We start from the raw sequence: 18654 nt of genomic DNA on the forward strand, positions 1-18654 counted from the left end.
ACATCAGGGCAGGCGTCACGCGCCTGCCCTACCTTCGCTTTGCCATTCTGCAGAGCACACGAAACCCAATTGTTCGGGAGTCCTCCATGACCGACCAGTCACCCAACGACGTTTTCCACGCCTCCTCCTTTATGCAGGGGCACAACGCGGAATATCTCGAACAGATGTATGCCCGCTACGCCGCCGACCCCTCAGCGGTTGACGAAGTCTGGCAGGAGTTCTTCCGCCAGCTTGGCGATGCGGAGCTGGACGTCAAAGCCGAGGCCACCGGCCCGAGCTGGGCGCGCACCGACTGGCCGCCACAGCCTGCGGACGATCTGACCCAATCCCTGACCGGTGAGTGGGAAGAACAGGTCGAAGCCAAAGCCGCTGGCAAGAAAATCAAAGAAAAAGCCGCCGCCACGGGTGTCGAAGTCAGCGACGAGGCGATCAAACGCGCCGTGCTGGACTCCATCCGCGCGCTGATGCTGATCCGCGCCTACCGTATCCGCGGCCACCTGATTGCCGACATCGACCCGCTGGGCATGCGCGATCAGACCCCGCATCCGGAACTGGATCCGAAATCCTACGGTTTCACCGATGCCGACATGGATCGCCCGATCTTTATCGACAAGGTTCTGGGGCTCGACATCGCGACCATGCGTCAGATCATGGCCATCGTGAAGCGCACCTATTGCGGCACTTTTGCGCTGCAATACATGCACATCTCCAACCCAGAGGAAGCGGGTTGGCTGAAAGAGCGCATCGAAGGCTACGACAAGGAAATCACCTTCACCCGCGAAGGCCGCAAAGCGATCCTGAACAAGCTGGTTGAGGCCGAAGGTTTTGAGAAATTCCTGCATGTGAAATACATGGGCACCAAACGTTTTGGTCTGGACGGCGGCGAAAGCCTGATCCCCGCGATGGAGCAGATCATCAAACGCGGCGGCAACCTTGGGCTCAAGGAAATCGTCGTCGGCATGCCGCACCGCGGCCGCCTCTCCGTGCTCGCCAATGTGATGGCCAAGCCTTACAAGGCGATCTTCAACGAATTTCAGGGCGGCAGCTTCAAACCCGAAGATGTGGACGGCTCCGGCGACGTGAAATACCACCTCGGCGCCTCCTCTGATCGTGAATTTGATGGCAACACCGTCCACCTCAGCCTGACGGCCAACCCCTCCCACCTCGAGGCGGTGAACCCCGTGGTTCTGGGCAAGGTTCGCGCCAAACAGGACCAGCTCGGCGATGAGGCCCGCACGGCCGTGATGCCGATCCTGCTGCACGGCGACGCGGCCTTTGCCGGCCAGGGTGTCGTGGCGGAATGCTTCGCGCTTTCGGGCCTCAAGGGCCACAAAACTGGCGGCACGATGCACATCGTTGTGAACAACCAGATCGGCTTCACCACCGCGCCGCACTTCTCGCGCTCCTCGCCCTACCCGACAGACAACGCTCTGGTGGTCGAGGCTCCGATCTTCCACGTGAACGGCGACGACCCCGAGGCCGTGGTTCACGCCGCCAAGGTCGCGACAGAGTTCCGCCAGAAGTTCGGCAAGGACGTCGTAATCGACATGTTCTGCTATCGCCGGTTTGGTCACAACGAGGGCGACGAGCCCATGTTCACCAACCCTGTGATGTACAAAAACATCAAGAAGCATAAGACCACGCTCACGCTCTACACGGAGCGTCTGGTCAAAGACGGCCTGATCCCCGAGGGCGAAATCGAGGATATGAAGGCCTCTTTCCAAGCGCATCTGAACGAAGAGTTCGAAGCCGGCAAGGAGTTCAAACCCAACAAGGCCGACTGGCTGGACGGGCGCTGGTCGCATCTGGATAAACGCGGTGAAGACTATGAACGCGGCCAGACCTCAATCAAGGACGAGACCATGGCCGACCTTGGCAAGGCGCTCTCCTCCGTGCCCGAAGGATTCCCGCTGCACAAAACGGTCGGTCGCCTTCTGGACACCCGCGGCAAAATGTTTGAAACCGGCAAAGGCTTTGACTGGGCCACGGCCGAGGCAATGGCTTTCGGCTCGCTCTTGACCGAAGGCTACCCCGTGCGCCTCTCCGGTCAGGACGCCACCCGCGGCACCTTCAGCCAGCGCCACTCCGGCATCATCAATCAAGACACCGAAGAGCGTTACTACCCGCTCAACAACATCCGCAAAGGGCAGAGCCAGTACGAAGTTATCGACTCCGCCCTGTCCGAGTACGCGGTGCTGGGCTTTGAATATGGCTTCTCTCTGGCAGAGCCCAACGCTCTGACCCTGTGGGAAGCGCAGTTTGGTGACTTTGCCAACGGCGCGCAGATCATGTTTGATCAGTTCATCAGTTCCGGCGAAAGCAAATGGCTGCGCATGTCCGGCCTGACCGTTCTGCTGCCGCATGGTTTCGAAGGTCAGGGCCCAGAGCACTCCTCTGCGCGTCTGGAACGCTTCCTGCAAATGTGCGGTGGTGACAACTGGATCGTGGCGAATTGCTCGACACCTGCAAACTACTTCCACATCCTGCGCCGTCAGCTGCACCGCACCTTCCGCAAGCCGCTGATCCTGATGACACCCAAGTCGCTTCTGCGTCACAAGCTCTGCATTTCCGAAGCGGAAGACTTTGTTGATGGTTCCTCCTTCCACCGTGTGCTGTGGGATGATGCCCAAAAAGGCAATTCCGACACCACCCTGAAGAAGGACAAAGACATCAAGCGTGTCGTCATGTGCTCCGGCAAAGTCTACTTTGACCTGCTCGAAGAACGCGATGCCCGTGGCATCGACGACATCTATCTGATGCGCATCGAACAGTTCTACCCCTTCCCGGCCCTCTCGCTGATCCGCGAGTTGGAACGCTTCAAGGGGGCCGAAATGGTCTGGTGTCAGGAAGAGCCCAAGAACCAGGGTGCGTGGTCCTTTATTGAGCCCAACATTGAATGGGCGCTGACCCGTATCAAAGCAAAACACACCCGTCCGGTTTACGCAGGCCGCGCCGCTTCGGCCTCGCCCGCAACCGGTCTGGCAAGCCAACACAAAACCCAACAAGCCGCGCTCATTGATGCGGCACTCTCCATGGAAGGAAACTGATCCATGACCGAAGTACGTGTCCCCACCCTTGGCGAATCCGTCACCGAGGCCACCGTTGCCACATGGTTCAAGAAACCCGGTGACGCAGTTGCTGTCGACGAAATGCTCTGCGAGTTGGAAACTGACAAAGTTACCGTCGAAGTGCCCGCCCCTGCCGCCGGCGTTCTGGGTGAAATCGTAGCCGCCGAAGGCGACACCGTGGGCGTTGACGCCCTGCTCGCTGTGATCAACGCAGGCGAAGGCGCAGCCCCTGCCCCTGCCGCATCTGCGGCACCTGCCGCTGCCCCCGCCGCATCCGGCGGCGATGCGGTCGACGTGATGGTTCCGACCCTTGGCGAAAGCGTCACCGAGGCGACCGTGTCGACTTGGTTCAAAGCCGTCGGCGACACCGTGGCGCAGGACGAAATGCTCTGTGAGCTGGAAACCGACAAGGTCTCCGTCGAAGTGCCCGCCCCAGCCGCTGGCGTGCTGTCCGAGATCGTCGCGCCGGAAGGCACCACAGTGGACGCAAGCGCCAAACTCGCCGTGATCGGCGGAGCCTCTGCTGGCGCAAGCGCCGCACCGGCTGCAGCGCCTGCTGCCGCGACCGCACCTGCGGCGTCCGCAGACGTTGAGAACGCGCCTTCCGCCAACAAGCTGATGGCAGAAAAAGGCATCGATCCGGCTGCTGTCACTGGCACCGGTCGCGACGGTCGCATCATGAAAGAAGACGTGATGAAAGCCGCACTCGCTCCGGCACCTGCACCTGCTGCCGCCGCAGCGCCAGCTGCCGCCCCTCGCGCACCAGTTGCTGCAGCGGATGAAGCCCGTGAAGAACGTGTGAAAATGACTCGCCTGCGCCAGACCATCGCGCGCCGTCTGAAAGACAGCCAGAACACCGCCGCGATGCTCACGACCTACAACGAGGTCGACATGGGCGCGGTGATGGAACTGCGCAACCAGTACAAAGGTGAGTTCGAGAAAAAGCACGGCGTGCGTCTGGGCTTCATGTCCTTCTTCACCAAAGCCTGCTGTCATGCACTGAAAGAAGTACCCGAGGTGAACGCCGAAATCGACGGAACCGACATCGTGTACAAGAACTTCGTACACATGGGCGTCGCCGCCGGCACCCCGACCGGCCTTGTGGTGCCTGTGATCCGCGATGCCGACAGCATGTCTTTTGCCGAGATCGAAAAAGCGATCGCAGAAAAAGGCAAACGCGCCCGTGACGGCAAACTCTCGATGGCGGAAATGCAGGGCGGCACCTTTACGCTCTCCAACGGCGGTGTCTATGGCTCGCTGATGTCTTCCCCGATCCTGAACCCGCCACAGTCCGGCATCCTCGGCATGCACAAAATTCAGGACCGCCCGATGGCGATCAACGGCGAAGTTGTGATCCGCCCCATGATGTATCTGGCCCTCAGCTACGACCACCGCATAGTCGACGGCAAAGGCGCCGTGACTTTCCTCGTGCGCGTGAAAGAAGCGCTCGAAGATCCGCGCCGCCTGCTGATGGATCTCTGATCAAATTTGGGGCGCCGGTCATCTTGATCCGGCGCCCCACTTTCATTGGCCTGAAATCAGGCAGCGCGCACCGACGCAATACCGACGTAATACCGACGCGATACAGCCCCGCAATTTCGGGCACCGCAAACCAAAGGAAAATGACCCATGTCCCAATATGACGTCATCATCATCGGCGCTGGCCCCGGCGGCTATGTCTCCGCCATCCGCTGCGGCCAGTTGGGCCTCAAAACCGCCATCGTAGAGGGGCGCGACACACTGGGCGGCACCTGCCTGAACGTGGGCTGTATCCCATCCAAGGCATTGTTGCACGCCACCCACATGCTGCACGAAGCCGAGCACAATTTTGCGGGCATGGGCCTCAAGGGCAAATCGCCGTCGGTGGATTGGAAGCAGATGAAATCCTACAAGGAAGACGTTGTTTCCCAGAACACCACTGGCATCGATTTTCTAATGAAAAAGAACAAGGTAGACGTGATCAAAGGCTGGGCGTCTATTCCTGCGGCGGGCAAAGTTGCGGTGGGTGACACCACCTATGAAACCAAGAACATCGTCATCGCTTCGGGCTCCGTGCCTTCCTCCCTGCCGGGCGTAGAGGTCGACAACGACAAAGGCGTCGTCGTGGACAGCACCGGGGCGCTGGACCTGCCCAAAGTTCCTAAGAAAATGGTTGTGATCGGCGCCGGCGTTATCGGGCTTGAGCTTGGGTCGGTTTACCAACGCCTCGGCTCTGATGTGACCGTGGTGGAATACATGGATGCCGTCTGCCCCGGCATGGACGCCGACGTGCAGCGCACCTTCAAGCGTATCCTTGAAAAACAAGGGCTTAAGTTCGTCATGGGCGCCGCGGTGAGCGGTGTCGAAGCGACCAAAACCAAAGCCAAAGTCAAATACGCCACAAAGAAAAAGCCGGACGCCGAAGAGGTTCTGGATGCCGATGTGGTGCTGGTGGCAACGGGCCGCAAACCCTATGCCGAAGGCCTTGGCCTTGATGCGCTTGGCGTCAAGATGACAGAGCGCGGCCAGATCGCCACCAACGCAAGCTGGGCCACCAACGTGCCTGGCGTCTATGCCATCGGTGACGTGATCGAGGGCCCGATGCTGGCCCACAAAGCAGAGGACGAAGGCATGGCGGTCGCCGAAGTGATCGCAGGCAAACATGGCCACGTGAACTACGGCGTGATCCCCGGCGTGGTCTATACCACCCCCGAAGTGGCCACCGTTGGCGCGACCGAAGCTGCGCTCAAGGCTGAAGGCCGCAAGATCAAGGTTGGCAAATTCATGTTCATGGGCAACGGCCGCGCAAAGGCTGTGCATCAGGGCGACGGATTTGTGAAAATCATCGTCGACAAAGAAACCGACCGTATCCTCGGCGCGGCCATCATTGGCCCCGCAGCGGGCGACATGATCCACGAACTTTGTGTGGCCATGGAATTTGGCGCATCAGCTCAGGACATCGCGCTGACCTGTCACGCCCACCCGACCTATTCGGAAGCCGTACGCGAAGCCGCATTGGCCTGTGGCGACGGTGCGATCCACAGCTAAGTGGAGTTCAAATCCCAAAAGCAAAGGGCGGCTCTCTGAGCCGCCCTTTTTGTTTCGCAATCAATGGATTATTCAGCAGGCGTCCTCGGCTTTTTCCGCTCCCAACCCTTCTTCAAACGCCGCCCAGCTTTGGCAAATGGCATCCCGTAGAGCTTCCAGACACTATCCATCTCCATGGACTTCATGCCCAGAACGCCAAACTTAACGTCCCGATTGTCCTCGGGCATTGTGTATGTCCCGAAAATCACATCCCACATAGGGAACATGAACGCGAAATTCTTGTCGCAATGTTCTGGGTGGCAGCTGTGATGCACATGATGATGCGCGGGGGATGGAAAGATCTTGGACCAGTTCCCCGGCCAACGCAGCCAGATGTGGCTGTGGCGCAGATTGTAGGCAAAAATATTGAAAAGGAACAGCAAGACGGGAACACCAATGATCGTGATATCGTTAGGCAGCACCCCAAGTAAATTGTAGGTCACACCCGTCACCACGCCATAGCCCACACCAATCGCAAAAAGGTAAAACAGATTGTCGATGGGGTGTTCGCGGTAGTTGGACAAAGGATGCATAACCTCTGCGGAGTGGTGTACTTTGTGGAACTCCCAAAGGATTGGCACCTTGTGCTGAAGATAGTGCACGGCATACCCGATAAAGTCGCTCACCAGCACCGTCACGAACATATAAAGCAACACGATGCCCAAACCGACATGCCCGCGCACCGTTGGCTCCAGCTGGGTCAGGTGCGTGCCCGTAATCCACTTAAAGACGAAAGCCATCGCCGCGGCCAGAACGCCAAACAGCAAGAAATGCCCGATCAACTTGTGAAAGAAGAAATAGCGCACATCCAGCCAGGCCGAAGGATGCCCCCAGACCGATTTGGGAAACAGAAAGCTCAGGAATGAGCCGGCTTCAGATTTTTTCGCTTTGCGCGCAGCAAGGTACACCCCAAAGGCAAAGATGATCGAACTTGCCAGATAGAGAAGATAGATGCGCTGCGTCGGGTCAAAAATGGCCGAGAAAAAATGCCGGACATAGTCCAGATAGGATGCAATAAAATCCTGCACGATTGCTGTACCTCTATGTTCACCGCAGGTCTTTTGCCCGCACTTGTTTTTCGCAACGATAATTCATTTGTGCGCTACGGTCATCCTTTCTTGCCCCCTTGGCAGCGCATGGTGCGGCTGCGTGGCCAACCGGCGTCACCACCGAAAACTGGCGCGCAATGCAGGCCCGAATTCCGCCCCGATTTGAGCCACGTTTTTACCAATATCCATCGATAAACCCGACTAAGGCACGGTAATGACCGCACCGTAGAAATTTCGAATGTTTGTTTTTGAGGACAGTTATGCGTCTATTTTTTTTGGGTTTGATGGCCTGTTTCACCTTCCTTTTCAGTCCGCACGCGGCCGAAGCAAAGCGCAGCGGAGGGCTGATCAGTTACGGGCACTACGGGGATCTCCATTTTGTCGCCCAAACAGACATCACGCGTGACAACACCGGACCACTATCGATCTGTGTCCGCGCAAAGACCTATCATCTGTCCTTCATCAACATGTGGACCTCGCCCCAAGGCTATGTTCTGGCGGAAAACAAATGTGAGGCGGAGTCCTTTTTTGACCTGCCACCGGAGTTTCTAGAGCTTGGCAAAGTTGCGACAATGATCCCCGCCTCTGTGCCCGACACACCATTTCTAACGGCCATACAATACGCCCAAGGAACCGTTGGCACCGCCTTGATCGCCATGCTGGTTGCCGTGCACCTTTTGGTCAAGTTTGCCCATTCCCGAGACAGCCGCGCTCGTCGCAAGGCGAAACCAAGCCAAGCGGCACTGTCAGAGCGCTTGTTGACCGCGCTGTGCCACGCAGCCAAAGCCGACGGTCGGATAGATCAGCGGGAAATTGAATTGATAGCTGACGTCCTGCACAAAGCCTGTGGCAAAAACTATAGCCAGTCCGACATTTATCAGGTGATCAAGAAAGCCCAAACCAACCTGTCGGAGGCCGACTTCTGCGCCTTCGGAGAGGGTCTCACGCACAAACAGCGGATGATGATGGTTCAGGCAGTACTGGACACTGTCGCCGCGGATGGCGAAGTCTCTGAGCCAGAGCATCGGTTTGCCATTGGCTTGGCAGGTGCTTTGGATATCACCCGATCTGAATTTCTGGACATGCTCCGGTTCGTACCGCAACCGCCAACACACGCCTAATTCGGCCTGTCACCACATGGTCTTTGCAGCGCGTGCGCCCCATGCGGCATCGTAGGGCGCACCACCTTCTTCACCATGCGTCTGCTCGGCCAAAATCTCGCCCGCGGTTGGCAATCCGGCACTCTGGTCCCCTGAAGTCCAGACACCCGCCCGCAAAAGAGCGCGGGCGCATTGGGTATAAATCTCGGCAATTGAAATCACGATCACGGATCGAGGGTGGCGCCCATTGACTTCGAACTGCTCGCAACAGGTCGCGTCCACAGTCATCTTCGCGGTTCCGTTGACCCGAACAACAGTGTTGGATCCCGGCACCATAAACATAAGGGAAACACGCCCATCCGAGACAATATTGCGCAATGAATCCATACGGTTATTGCCCCGCCAATCCGGCATCGCCAGCGTTTTGGGGTCAAGTTCAAGCACCACCGGCCCATCGTCACCACGCGGGCTTCCATCTGTGCCCTCAGGGCCGACTGTGGTCAGCACACAGAACCGCGATGCCATGATCCATTTTCGATAAAGCGGCGTCAGATGATCCGCAACTTTCGCGGTCGATGCGATGCCCGGCTCACCGTAAATCGCCTCCAGTTCGGCAATGTCGTCAATCCACTGCATCCGGCTCAAACCCCGCTTCGCGCATCAACGCATTGGACCGCGTTTCGATCACCTCTTCCAGTTGGCTCATAAAGGCTTTTTGATCTTCACCTGGCTCAATCCGGTCCAGAAATTCCACCACGGCCAACCCCGGTTTTCTCAACATTGTGCCTTTGGGCCAGAAAAGTCCCGCATTTGTTGCAACTGGAACGGCCGCCTGCCCGGTTTCTTTGTACAGAACGTATGGCCCAACTTTATAGGGCGTATATTCCCCTGCCCGAACACGGGTTCCCTGCGGATAGATCACCAATTGACCAGGTGGCACACGCCCGCTTTCGACATCAGCAAGCATCGACTTGATCGCGGCACCCCGCTTACCGCGACGCACGGGAACGCACCCGAGGCGCCACGCGTAAATGCCAATAATCGGAGTAAAAAGCAGCTCATATTTCATGATGAACCGCGGCTGCGGCACCGCCTTGTAGATCATCATGATGTCCAGAAACGACTGGTGCTTGGCCGGCACCAAAACGGCTTCTGTGGGTACTTCACCTCTGATTTCGGAGCGGATGCCCACCATCCATCGTGCGGACCAGATCGCCCAGGTCGCATAGGCGTTGCAAGCCGTAGAGGCGCCTTTGGGTGACACGAGCGCCCAAGGAAAGAACACGATGCCCATCGCCGCCATGACCACGGCGTTTTGTACCACGTAAAGGAAAGACATAATCCACTGAAACGCCAACCGCATCAGGTCAACTCCCTCAATGTGCGCCGCGCGGCAGCGCCAGTTGCCAGATATGCCACCACTGCCGCTAGCGGCGGTACAATCAGCGGTAAGGCCCAGCCCACGCCGCTAAAGCCGAGCCCCGTCAGAAAGCCGCCTTCATCCTGTGCAGCCGGCAACAGGAAAATTGCGGCCATGCCCAAGACCGTGCCAACCAGCGCTCCCGCGAGGCTGCGCAGGGTAAAGCGACGCACAAAAGCCTGTGCAATATAGGCGTCCTGAGCGCCAATCAGACGAAGCACGGAAATCACTTGCGCGTTTGCAGACAAAGCGGCGTTTGCAGCCAAAGTGATCATCGCCGCTGTAGCCGCCCCGATCAAAGCAATCGAAACCCAACCCAAAAACCGCAATCGTCCCGCTGCTTTTTCCAACGGTTTGCGCCAGCGCGTGTGATCGTCCAACACGGCTCCAGGCACTTCTGCCTGCAAGCGATGACGAAGCCCAATGGCATCGTATCCCTGCTCGGTTTCCTTGATTTCAATGAGTTGCGGGATAGGCAGGCTGTCGACAGGCAGATCAGGTCCGAACCACGGCGACAGCAAATCGCGCTGCTCCTCGCTGCTCAGCGGGCGGGCGCTGGCAACCCCCGGCGTGCTCTCCAGCACCCGCAGCGCCGTTTCAGTCTGTGCGTCCAATTGCTCTGCGGGGGCCGAAATCCTCAACGTCGAGCTTTGCGCCAACTCGTTCCCCCAACGGGTCGCAAGCCGCCCCGTTGCCAAAGACAATGCAAGGGCAAATACCGTCAAAAAGGCCATGGCACCGGCGGCAAACAACGTCAGACGCGCGGTATACCCTGTGGGAGGCACCACGCGATCCGCTTGGGCATCACCGACAAAAACCGTGGACAGCGCTCTGAAAACCTTCACAGATCCGCCCCCGCGAGTTGTAGTTTGCGATTGGAGATACGCAGAACCCGAGCCTGAACGTGACCTTTCGCAGCACGGATCAGGTTCATGTCGTGGGTCGCGATCATGATCGTCTTGCCCATTTTGTTAAGTTCTACCAGCAACTGCAAAAGACGCTGAGACATTTCCCAATCGACATTGCCCGTCGGCTCATCCGCCAGAACCACATCCGGCGACATGATCACCGCCCGCGCCAGAGCTGCGCGTTGACGTTCCCCGCCCGACAGCTCCGGCGGCAAGGCACCCGCACGGCTACCAAGCCCGACCCAGCTGAGCAATTCCTTAAGGTTGGCCACGTTTTCAAGGCTTTCCCGCCCCGACACAGCCAAAGGCAACGCCACGTTTTCCCGCACCGGAAGGTGATCCAGAAACTGACAATCCTGATGCACCACGCCAATCTGGCGCCGCGTCATCGCATGATCATCACGGGTCATCTCGCGCACATCGCGACCAAAAAGTTGCACCTGTCCAGCCGTTGGCACCAAAGCCCCGTAACACAGTTTGAGAAATGTGGTTTTGCCAGAGCCTGACGGACCGGTCAGGAAATGGAACGATCCCGGCGCGATCTTGAGTGAAACATCACTCAAAAGTTCGCCGCCGCCATAGCTGTAGGCAATATTGCTGAGTTCGATCAACTGGGACCTCTTTTTCTTGGCCTGTTGTGCCTGAGCATCGCGTCGGTTTCAATCCACTACGCTGAAGCCTTTGCACTTTCGCGGGGTTTTGTTACAGAATATGGTTCAAGAACAAAGAGAAGATATGGGGGCAACGGGGACTTGCGATGCGGCTGATCTGCCCGAATTGCGGCGCTCAATACGAAGTGCCTGACGATGTCATTCCTGCCGAGGGCCGGGATGTGCAATGCTCTAACTGCGGCGATACGTGGTTTCAGGCCCACCCGGATGCGGTGCAGGCCAAAGAACCGGTTGCGGAACCCATACAAACAACGGCGGAACCTGAGCCTGTTGAAGAAGAAGACGCCCTTCAGGACACCTTTGAAGAAGTCGAACCACCCGAGGTTCAGTTCGACACACCAGAGGATGGAGAGCCGGACTTCGGCGGCGAAGATTGGGATTTGGACGACGATCTGGAGGACGATCCAGAAGAAGGCGACGACGAAGACCATTGGCAAGACGCGGTTGCAGCCACCGATGATCCCGTAACGGATGAGCCCTCTCCCGCTCAGGATGAGCAGGATTTTGCAAAGCGAACCGACGACGAGCACCGGGAAGAGGAAGACGACACGCCTCCGCCAACACCTCAAAGGCGCAGCTTGGCACCGGCGGTCGCCGATGTACTGCGCGAAGAAGCCGAACACGAGGCGCGTGTGCGTGCCGAAGAGCAGGAAACTCTGGAAACGCAGGCGGAATTGGGTCTCGCCGCGCCCGCAAGCGATGCTTCTAAACGCGCCCATGAGGCGCGCGACCGGATGCGGAAACTGCGCGGGCTCCCCGAGGCTGATGACGCACCTGAACCCGCCCAACAAACCGAAATTCGGGACAGCCGCCGCGATCTGCTGCCTGACATCGAAGAAACGAACTCGACCCTGCGCCACACAGGCGATACCGCCCGTCAGGTCGATGCCGATACCCCGCAAACCAGCGATGCAAGTCGCGGGCGCGGTTTCCGCCTAGGGTTCGTGCTGGTTATTCTGGCCGCCGCTGCCGCCGTCTATGTCTACAGCAGCCACGATCAATTGGCCGCGAGCTATCCGCAATATGCTCCGCAGATTGACGGTTTTGTAGACGGCGCTAACAACGCGCGGGTTTGGCTCGACACCAAAGTCACCTCTCTCTTCATTTGGCTCAACGAGCTTGCCGGAGGCACTTCAGAGGGCTGATTTTCAGAACCGGTCGAGCAATCGCTCAAGATAATTCCGTTCCACTTCCGGTCTCTCGGCTTCTCCGGCCCGTCGGCGAATTTCGTCAAGCAAGCGTCGGGCCTGACGATACACATCCTCGCCCTGCAACAGGCCGTCATCGGTTCCCGCAGCCCCGCGGTTGCCTTGTGAGCGCCCGAGCGGATCACGGTTTTCGCCTTGGGCCTGTGTATTGCCCTGAGAGCCTTGTTGCTCTTGCGCCAAGGCCTCACCCAATGACCGCATGCCGTCCCGCAGCGCATCCATGGCCTCTGCCTGACGGTCAATTGCGGTGGCCAGATCATCCTGCCTCAGGGCTTCTTCTGCACCATCCATAGCCTCACCGGCGCGCCCCAGAGACTCCCGAGCGTCATCCCCTTCCGGAGACCCGCCTCCCGGCAGATTACGCATCTGTCGGTCCAATTCCTGACGCAAAGCCTGCTGGCGGTCTCCAAGGCCCATGTCCTCGGATTCTCCCCCCTGCTGGCCGGACTGGCCGCTGTTAGCCTGCCCCTCGCCTTCCGCCTCGCCTTCACCTTGCCCTTCGCCACCGGTGCCGTCATGGGCCGTGCCACGACCTTCGCCACCGCTGAAACCTTCGTTCTCACCGGATTGGCCTGCCTGTGCATTGGGGTTGAATTGCTCCTGCAGCTCGCGGAATGCCTCGTCCGAAAGACCTTGCTGCTCGCGTAGAGTGTCCGAAAGCCCCTGCATCGCCTGGTCTCCTTCGCCGCTTTGGCTTGGCCCCTGCGTAACCTGCATGTTTTCCAGCATACGCTGCAACTCTTCCAGAGCTTGCTGGGCCTCAGCCATACGGCCTTGTTCCATCAACTCCTGAATGCGATCCATCATCCGCTGCAAGTCGTCTTGATCCATCTGCATCGAGTTTTGCGCTTGCTGCTGGTCCCCGGATTGCTCACCTTCTTGCTGATTGCGGCGCGCCAACTCGCGCATGTAATCCTCGGTCGCCTCACGCAATTCCTGCATCAACCGTTCGATCTCGGAATCGCTGGCACCGTTTTTCATGGCTTCTGCCAATCGGTCCTGTGCTTGTTGCAAACGCTCCAGTGCGTTCCCAAGATTTCCGTCTTCCAGATTAAGCGCCAATTCCCAAAGCGCGTCGGCAAGTTCATCGCGCTTTTCATCTGACAAACCATAGGCATTGAACGCCTCAAGCCGCCGCAGGATCGCGCGCGTCCGCAGATAATCCGTTTCGCGCTTAAAAATCCCGTCTACAGGATTGTGGCTCAGGGCCCGCATCACTTGCGCCACACGCGGTGCATTTTCTTTAGACCACAACAAATCGCGGCGCATCTCGATCACAGCCGCAGCCAAAGGATCAAAAAAGCCGCGCGCAGGCAAATCGATGGGCAAGGTGATGCTCTGCCCCTCCTGTCCTGCTGCATCTTGGGCTGTCAAAGTCACCGTGACCGGCAGATGCGCCCAGACATGTTGGGAAAAATCTTCGATCAGCGTTTCCTCAAAGGCCGATCTGTCACCTGCAATTGGCAATGGCAAAGGCACGTCAATCGGCTCTCTGGAGTCCGGCTCAGCTGTCAATCCATAGCGCCGGTCAACATGCGCAAGGTCCAGTTCAATGCGCGCGGTGCCGCCGACCACTTCATAGTCATCAAAGACTTCAAACGGTAGGGTCATTTCGCCTCGCGCCGATGTGTCTGCCTGACCTGTGATCGCCACTTCCGGCGCGCGGTCTTTTGTCAAAATGACGCGCCATTTGGCATCCCCGGCGCCGCCAATCTCCAGCGTACCGTCCTGCGTTGCGACAAAAGACTGCTCTGGTTCTGCCGCGCTCGGGATTTCTCCGACGCGGCCCGAAACGGTCTCAGCCACAGTCAAAGCCCCCACTTCACCATAAAGGCGCAAAAGGATTGTACTGCCTTCGGCGATCTCAAGATCGCCGATTGGTTGGTCATTGAGGTAAAGCGTCGGTTTGCCGGTATAGGCCGGCGGCTCTATCCAACCCTCCCATGTTGGTCCTGCAGCGAGACCAGAAGCAGCATCACCTGAGGCCAGTTCCTTGATGTCACCCACACGCGCCACCGATCCGAACAGAAGGCCGATCAACAAAAGAAGCGTCGCGATATACCGCAATCCAAAGGGATCAAACCGCGACAAACGTAAGTCAGGCGCAATCGCGCGCGCCTCTGCGGTGCGTTGGGCCATGCGATCCTGATGGGCCTGCCAGATGGCCTGCGATCCATCATCTTTCCTGCCAATTGCAGGGTCATCCCGCAACGCCTGAATAGGACGTCCCGGAAGCGTGGCGTCCAGTCGTGAAATCGCATCTTCGCGGCTGGGCCACCGCATCTGGCGGATGCCGACAGCGGCAAACCAACAAGACGCCAAAACCGCCAGAAATCCAGCAGCCCATGAAATCTCGAAAGGCAAAACGTCCAGCGCGCCCATCATGACCGCCGCGGCACAAGCAAAGAGAATCGTCCAAACGGGCCAAAATGCGCGGGTGAGAGTTTCTGCCAACAGGCCAAGCCTAGTCAGCCCGAGCACGAAACCCAAGCGTTTCAAGGCTGTTTCACTGGTCGTCCGGTTGCTCACGGCGCTCCCATCCACAAGGCAATTTGGGGCCGGACCTCGACCCCCGAGGCACCTGCCTCAAAGCCATGCAGGAATGCTATCGCGGTTTATCATCTCTTCATAGGTCGGGCGTTGGCGGATAACTGCAAATTGATCCCCCTTCACGAGCACTTCCGGAATCAAAGGCCGCGAGTTGTATTCGCTGGACATCACTGCGCCGTAAGCCCCAGCCGACCGGAACGCGACAAGATCGCCCGCTTCTAGCGTTGCCAAATCGCGGGCCTTGGCAAAGGTGTCGCCGCTTTCGCAAACAGGCCCAACAATGTCATAGCGCGCCGGTTCCTGTCCGGGTTCAGGCTCTTGAACCGGCACAATATCGTGGTGCGCCTCATACATTGCCGGCCGGATCAAGTCGTTCATCGCACCGTCAATAATCAGGAACTCGCGGTCTTCGCCGGATTTCACATAGATCACCTTGCTGACCATGATGCCCGCGTTGCCCGCAATCAGGCGACCCGGTTCAATTTCGATCTCGCACTCCAAGTGCCCAAGCGTCTTTTTGACCATCGCGCCATATTCCACCGGAAGGGGCGGCGCAGAGTTGGAACGCTCATAGGGAATTCCCAGCCCGCCCCCAAGATCCAGACGACGGATGTTGTGCCCATCCGCGCGCAGAGTTTCTGTCAACTCCGCCACTTTATTGTAGGCCAGTTCAAATGGCTCAAGCTGTGTCAGCTGCGAGCCGATGTGTACATCGATACCAACAACGTCCAGCCCCGGAAGACTGGCGGCCAGAGCATAAACCTCGCGCGCGCGGCTGATCGGGATGCCAAATTTGTTTTCGGATTTTCCGGTGGCGATTTTCGCATGGGTTTTGGCGTCTACATCCGGATTGACACGGATCGCAATCGGGGCCGTTGCGCCAAGCCGTGTGGCCACAGCGCTGATTGCCGCCATTTCCGGCTCGCTCTCCACGTTGAACTGCCGAATGCCACCGCTTAGTGCCAATTCAATTTCGTCTTCGGTTTTGCCCACGCCGGAGAACACGATCTTGTCGCCGGGCACTCCTGCGGCCTTGGCCCGCGCATATTCACCGCCCGACACCACGTCCATTCCGGCGCCCACTGCGGCCAACGTCTTCAGGATCGCCTGATTGCTCGCGGCCTTCATGGCATAGCAAACAAGGTGATCCGTGCCTTCAAGCGCCTCGTCAAACAGACGGAAATGCCGTTCAAGTGTGGCGGTGGAATAACAGTAAAACGGCGTGCCAACCTCAGCAGCAATTTCGGTTACGGGTAAGTCCTCGGCATACAGCGCGCCGTCGCGATAGAGAAAATGGTCCATGCGGCGCCTCCTGCCGGTCAATCATACGTCAGCAGACGTCATAACGCCGAGATAGGCGCCGTACAATGGCGCAAATCGACGATCAGCGGATCGGCTTTGCGCGCAGGAAAAGATAAAGAGGCAAGCCGCAGCTGACACCGATCATCCACGTCGCCGGAATGGCCAACAAGGCAAGCCAGTTCCGCCTCACCGACACTTCGGCGATAATCCAGACATTCAGGGCAATAGCCGAGATCACAAGATCCCAGTAAATTCCGGTGACGGCGTCATTGGCCTTCCACAGCGCGACCATGGCCTGAAGGTCAAACCCGTTCTCCGCTATCCACGGCGCGAAATACGCCATGGGATGGATCGCACCCCAAATGGCAAGAGCAAGAAAGACATAGCGTAAAGGGGACATAGCGCGCTCCGGTTCAAGGTGGTGTCAACAGTTACGCCCGACACGCCCGTCCGGTTCAACCCTTCAAAACAATTTACCAGCAACCATAACGATAACAGCCGCCGCCGACGGAAATGCTCACTGGTCCGTTGCTAATGCCGATATGGCCGGACGTGTGAACGCCATCAGAGCCTATTCCGACAGTGCCCGACATCGTGGGCGTCCACGGCTCTCCGTCCACTCCACAGCCCGCAAGCAGACCCATCATCGCAACAACAAAAACGACTCGCATATCAACACCTGAAAATTAGCAGCTCCCGTAGTTTATCGCGCCGAGCCCTTTTTGGCAAAGCGCGACTAAGGGGAAAAGCCGTCAAATGTGGCTGCGGATCAAAACGACGTCACAACCCCGACGCGCGCTGTGCCACTTACAGTGATGCCTGACTTTTTCTGCGGCTCCGGTTCCGGCGGACGGTACCCTGTCGGCTCACAGGCCGCCAAAGCCAGAATAGCAAGTGCCAACGCGCCGCGCAAAATCATCAGAGAGCTTCCTTCCACCGCGCGATCTGCTCGCGCACCCGTTGCGGTGCTGTGCCACCGTACGACAGACGCGAAGCGACAGAATTGTGCACACCCAAAACATCAAAGACATGAGCGGTGATCGCTTCATGTACGCCTTTCATATCTTCCAGCGTCAGGTCCGACAAATCGCACCCGCGGGATTCTGCCAGAGCAACAAGCGTGCCTGTAACATGGTGCGCGTCGCGGAACGGCATATTGAGAGCCCGCACCAGCCAATCGGCCAGATCGGTCGCTGTTGAGAAACCGCTTCCGGCTGCGGCTTCAAGGCTCTCGCGGTTGGCCGTCATATCTTTGACCATGCCTTCCATAGCGGCCAGCGCCAGCATCAGGTTGTCCGCCGCATCAAAGACCTGCTCTTTGTCTTCTTGCATGTCTTTGGAGTAGGTCAGCGGCAGTCCCTTCATCACCATCAGCAGCGCAGTGTTTGCACCAAAAATCCGGCCAATCTTTGCGCGAATCAGCTCGGCCGCATCAGGGTTCTTTTTCTGAGGCATGATCGACGAGCCGGTTGAGAAGCGATCCGACAGTGTCACAAAGCGGAACTGCGCAGAGGACCAGATCACCAGTTCCTCGGCAAAGCGGCTCAGGTGCATGGCGCAGATGCTGGACGCCGACAGGAATTCGAGCGCAAAATCGCGATCTGCAACAGCATCCAAAGAGTTGGCTGCGGGACGGTCAAATCCCAAGGCCTCAGCCGTCATCGCGCGATCAATCGGAAAGGATGTGCCGGCCAAAGCCGCCGCACCCAAGGGCGACTCGTTCATGCGCGCGCGCGCATCCTGAAAACGGGTCAAATCACGACCCAGCATTTCGACATAAGCCATCATATGGTGGCCCCATGTGACGGGCTGTGCGGTCTGCAAATGAGTGAAACCTGGCATCACCCAATCGGCGCCGACTTCGGCCTGCGCCACAAACGCACGGATCAGCGCGGCAATGCCGTCGATCGCAGCGTCGATCTGATCCCGCACCCAGAGTTTGAAGTCTGTGGCGACCTGATCATTGCGGCTGCGTCCCGTGTGCAAACGGCCAGCGGGTTCGCCAATAAGGTCCTTCAGCCGTGCTTCCACATTCATATGGATGTCTTCCAAAGCCGCGGAGAATTCGAAATTGCCGCTTTCGATCTCTGACAAGACCGTGAGAAGCCCTTCCCGAATGGCTTCGGCATCGCTATCAGTCAGGATGCCCGTCTTGGCAAGCATTGCCGCATGGGCCCGCGAGCCTTCGATGTCTTGCGCCGCCATTCGCTGATCGTACCCGATCGAGGCGTTGATCGCCTCCATGATCGCATCCGGTCCTGCGGCAAAGCGGCCGCCCCACATCTGGTTCGAGGTATCTTTGGTCATCGTCT

16 protein-coding genes are annotated in these 18654 nt (G+C 58.3%); 5 read left to right on the top strand and 11 right to left on the bottom strand.

Annotated features, from left to right (window positions below; translation table 11 throughout):
* The first annotated feature begins 86 nt into the window (after window positions 1-86).
* The 3 genes from BM069_RS07480 (at window position 87) to lpdA (ending at window position 6095) form a co-directional block, all read left to right on the top strand.
* A complete protein-coding gene (locus BM069_RS07480; RefSeq protein ID WP_093322394.1) occupies window positions 87-3047 on the top strand; it encodes a 2-oxoglutarate dehydrogenase E1 component in 2961 nt (986 codons plus the stop codon).
* A 3-nt stretch (window positions 3048-3050) separates the two neighbouring features.
* Window positions 3051-4550, top strand: coding sequence for a 2-oxoglutarate dehydrogenase complex dihydrolipoyllysine-residue succinyltransferase (odhB, locus tag BM069_RS07485; protein WP_093322396.1), 1500 nt, complete (start codon window positions 3051-3053; stop codon window positions 4548-4550).
* Between the two features lie 147 nt (window positions 4551-4697).
* Window positions 4698-6095 (top strand): dihydrolipoyl dehydrogenase, encoded by a 1398-nt coding sequence (lpdA, locus tag BM069_RS07490; protein WP_093322399.1) that lies wholly within the window; start codon window positions 4698-4700, stop codon window positions 6093-6095.
* A gap of 68 nt (window positions 6096-6163) precedes the next feature.
* Here the strand turns inward: lpdA and BM069_RS07495 are convergent, their stop codons facing one another.
* Window positions 6164-7162, bottom strand: coding sequence for a sterol desaturase family protein (locus BM069_RS07495; protein ID WP_093322401.1), 999 nt, complete (start codon window positions 7160-7162; stop codon window positions 6164-6166).
* A gap of 281 nt (window positions 7163-7443) precedes the next feature.
* On the opposite strand from BM069_RS07495, the gene BM069_RS07500 reads away from it, so the two are divergent.
* On the top strand, window positions 7444-8304 hold the full coding sequence (locus tag BM069_RS07500; protein WP_093322404.1) for a tellurite resistance TerB family protein: 861 nt from the start codon (window positions 7444-7446) through the stop codon (window positions 8302-8304).
* Window positions 8305-8313: 9 nt separating this feature from the next.
* On the opposite strand, the gene BM069_RS07505 is transcribed toward BM069_RS07500, so the two are convergent.
* From BM069_RS07505 to BM069_RS07520, 4 genes are read right to left on the bottom strand one after another with little or no spacing between them, the layout of a single operon-like run.
* Window positions 8314-8919: a pyridoxamine 5'-phosphate oxidase family protein gene (locus tag BM069_RS07505; protein WP_093322407.1), complete on the bottom strand. Its 606-nt coding sequence runs from the start codon at window positions 8917-8919 to the stop codon at window positions 8314-8316.
* The gene (locus BM069_RS07510) at window positions 8906-9646 is read right to left on the bottom strand and encodes a lysophospholipid acyltransferase family protein (RefSeq protein WP_093322409.1); all 741 of its coding nucleotides are present in this window, start codon (window positions 9644-9646) and stop codon (window positions 8906-8908) included. The genes BM069_RS07505 and BM069_RS07510 overlap by 14 nt, the downstream gene beginning before the upstream one ends.
* Window positions 9646-10548 (bottom strand): cell division protein FtsX, encoded by a 903-nt coding sequence (locus BM069_RS07515; protein WP_093322412.1) that lies wholly within the window; start codon window positions 10546-10548, stop codon window positions 9646-9648. Before BM069_RS07515 ends, BM069_RS07510 begins: the two co-directional genes overlap by 1 nt.
* A complete protein-coding gene (locus BM069_RS07520; protein WP_093322415.1) occupies window positions 10545-11222 on the bottom strand; it encodes a cell division ATP-binding protein FtsE in 678 nt (225 codons plus the stop codon). The genes BM069_RS07515 and BM069_RS07520 overlap by 4 nt, the downstream gene beginning before the upstream one ends.
* Window positions 11223-11368: 146 nt before the next feature.
* On the opposite strand from BM069_RS07520, the gene BM069_RS07525 reads away from it, so the two are divergent.
* Complete coding sequence (locus BM069_RS07525) at window positions 11369-12427, top strand: zinc-ribbon domain-containing protein (protein ID WP_093322418.1); 1059 nt, start codon at window positions 11369-11371, stop codon at window positions 12425-12427.
* A gap of 3 nt (window positions 12428-12430) precedes the next feature.
* Here the strand turns inward: BM069_RS07525 and BM069_RS07530 are convergent, their stop codons facing one another.
* The 6 genes from BM069_RS07530 to argH form a co-directional block, all read right to left on the bottom strand.
* Window positions 12431-15019, bottom strand: a complete 2589-nt coding sequence (locus tag BM069_RS07530) for a TIGR02302 family protein (RefSeq protein WP_244503559.1) — start codon at window positions 15017-15019, stop codon at window positions 12431-12433.
* A gap of 57 nt (window positions 15020-15076) precedes the next feature.
* Entirely contained in the window at window positions 15077-16342 is a 1266-nt protein-coding gene (lysA, locus tag BM069_RS07535) for a diaminopimelate decarboxylase (protein WP_093322420.1), read from the bottom strand.
* An 82-nt stretch (window positions 16343-16424) separates the two neighbouring features.
* Window positions 16425-16742, bottom strand: coding sequence for a DUF2834 domain-containing protein (locus tag BM069_RS07540; protein ID WP_093322423.1), 318 nt, complete (start codon window positions 16740-16742; stop codon window positions 16425-16427).
* Between the two features lie 73 nt (window positions 16743-16815).
* Window positions 16816-17013 carry a hypothetical protein gene (locus tag BM069_RS19920; protein ID WP_212611519.1) on the bottom strand — a complete coding sequence of 66 codons (198 nt, stop codon included), beginning with the start codon at window positions 17011-17013 and terminating at the stop codon, window positions 16816-16818.
* 98 nt (window positions 17014-17111) lie between these two features.
* Window positions 17112-17261, bottom strand: a complete 150-nt coding sequence (locus tag BM069_RS19810) for a hypothetical protein (RefSeq protein WP_170846699.1) — start codon at window positions 17259-17261, stop codon at window positions 17112-17114.
* Window positions 17261-18649: an argininosuccinate lyase gene (argH, locus tag BM069_RS07550; RefSeq protein ID WP_093322425.1), complete on the bottom strand. Its 1389-nt coding sequence runs from the start codon at window positions 18647-18649 to the stop codon at window positions 17261-17263. The genes BM069_RS19810 and argH overlap by 1 nt, the downstream gene beginning before the upstream one ends.
* Between the last annotated feature and the right edge of the window lie 5 nt (window positions 18650-18654).

Source organism: Shimia haliotis, from assembly GCF_900114415.1.
In the GTDB taxonomy this organism is placed as follows: Bacteria; Pseudomonadota; Alphaproteobacteria; order Rhodobacterales; family Rhodobacteraceae; genus Shimia; species Shimia haliotis.

Bases quoted from the DNA above. Each gene is read 5' to 3' on its own strand.
- BM069_RS07480 (WP_093322394.1), top strand. From the start codon at position 87: ATGACCGACCAGTCACCCAACGACGTTTTCCACGCCTCCTCCTTTATG.
- lpdA (WP_093322399.1), top strand. From the start codon at position 4,698: ATGTCCCAATATGACGTCATCATCATCGGCGCTGGCCCCGGCGGCTAT.
- BM069_RS07500 (WP_093322404.1), top strand. From the start codon at position 7,444: ATGCGTCTATTTTTTTTGGGTTTGATGGCCTGTTTCACCTTCCTTTTC.
- BM069_RS19810 (WP_170846699.1), bottom strand. From the start codon at position 17,261: ATGATTTTGCGCGGCGCGTTGGCACTTGCTATTCTGGCTTTGGCGGCC.
- lysA (WP_093322420.1), bottom strand. From the start codon at position 16,342: ATGGACCATTTTCTCTATCGCGACGGCGCGCTGTATGCCGAGGACTTA.
- BM069_RS07510 (WP_093322409.1), bottom strand. From the start codon at position 9,646: ATGCGGTTGGCGTTTCAGTGGATTATGTCTTTCCTTTACGTGGTACAA.
- BM069_RS07525 (WP_093322418.1), top strand. From the start codon at position 11,369: ATGCGGCTGATCTGCCCGAATTGCGGCGCTCAATACGAAGTGCCTGAC.
- BM069_RS19920 (WP_212611519.1), bottom strand. From the start codon at position 17,013: ATGCGAGTCGTTTTTGTTGTTGCGATGATGGGTCTGCTTGCGGGCTGT.
- odhB (WP_093322396.1), top strand. From the start codon at position 3,051: ATGACCGAAGTACGTGTCCCCACCCTTGGCGAATCCGTCACCGAGGCC.
- BM069_RS07540 (WP_093322423.1), bottom strand. From the start codon at position 16,742: ATGTCCCCTTTACGCTATGTCTTTCTTGCTCTTGCCATTTGGGGTGCG.
- BM069_RS07505 (WP_093322407.1), bottom strand. From the start codon at position 8,919: ATGCAGTGGATTGACGACATTGCCGAACTGGAGGCGATTTACGGTGAG.
- argH (WP_093322425.1), bottom strand. From the start codon at position 18,649: ATGACCAAAGATACCTCGAACCAGATGTGGGGCGGCCGCTTTGCCGCA.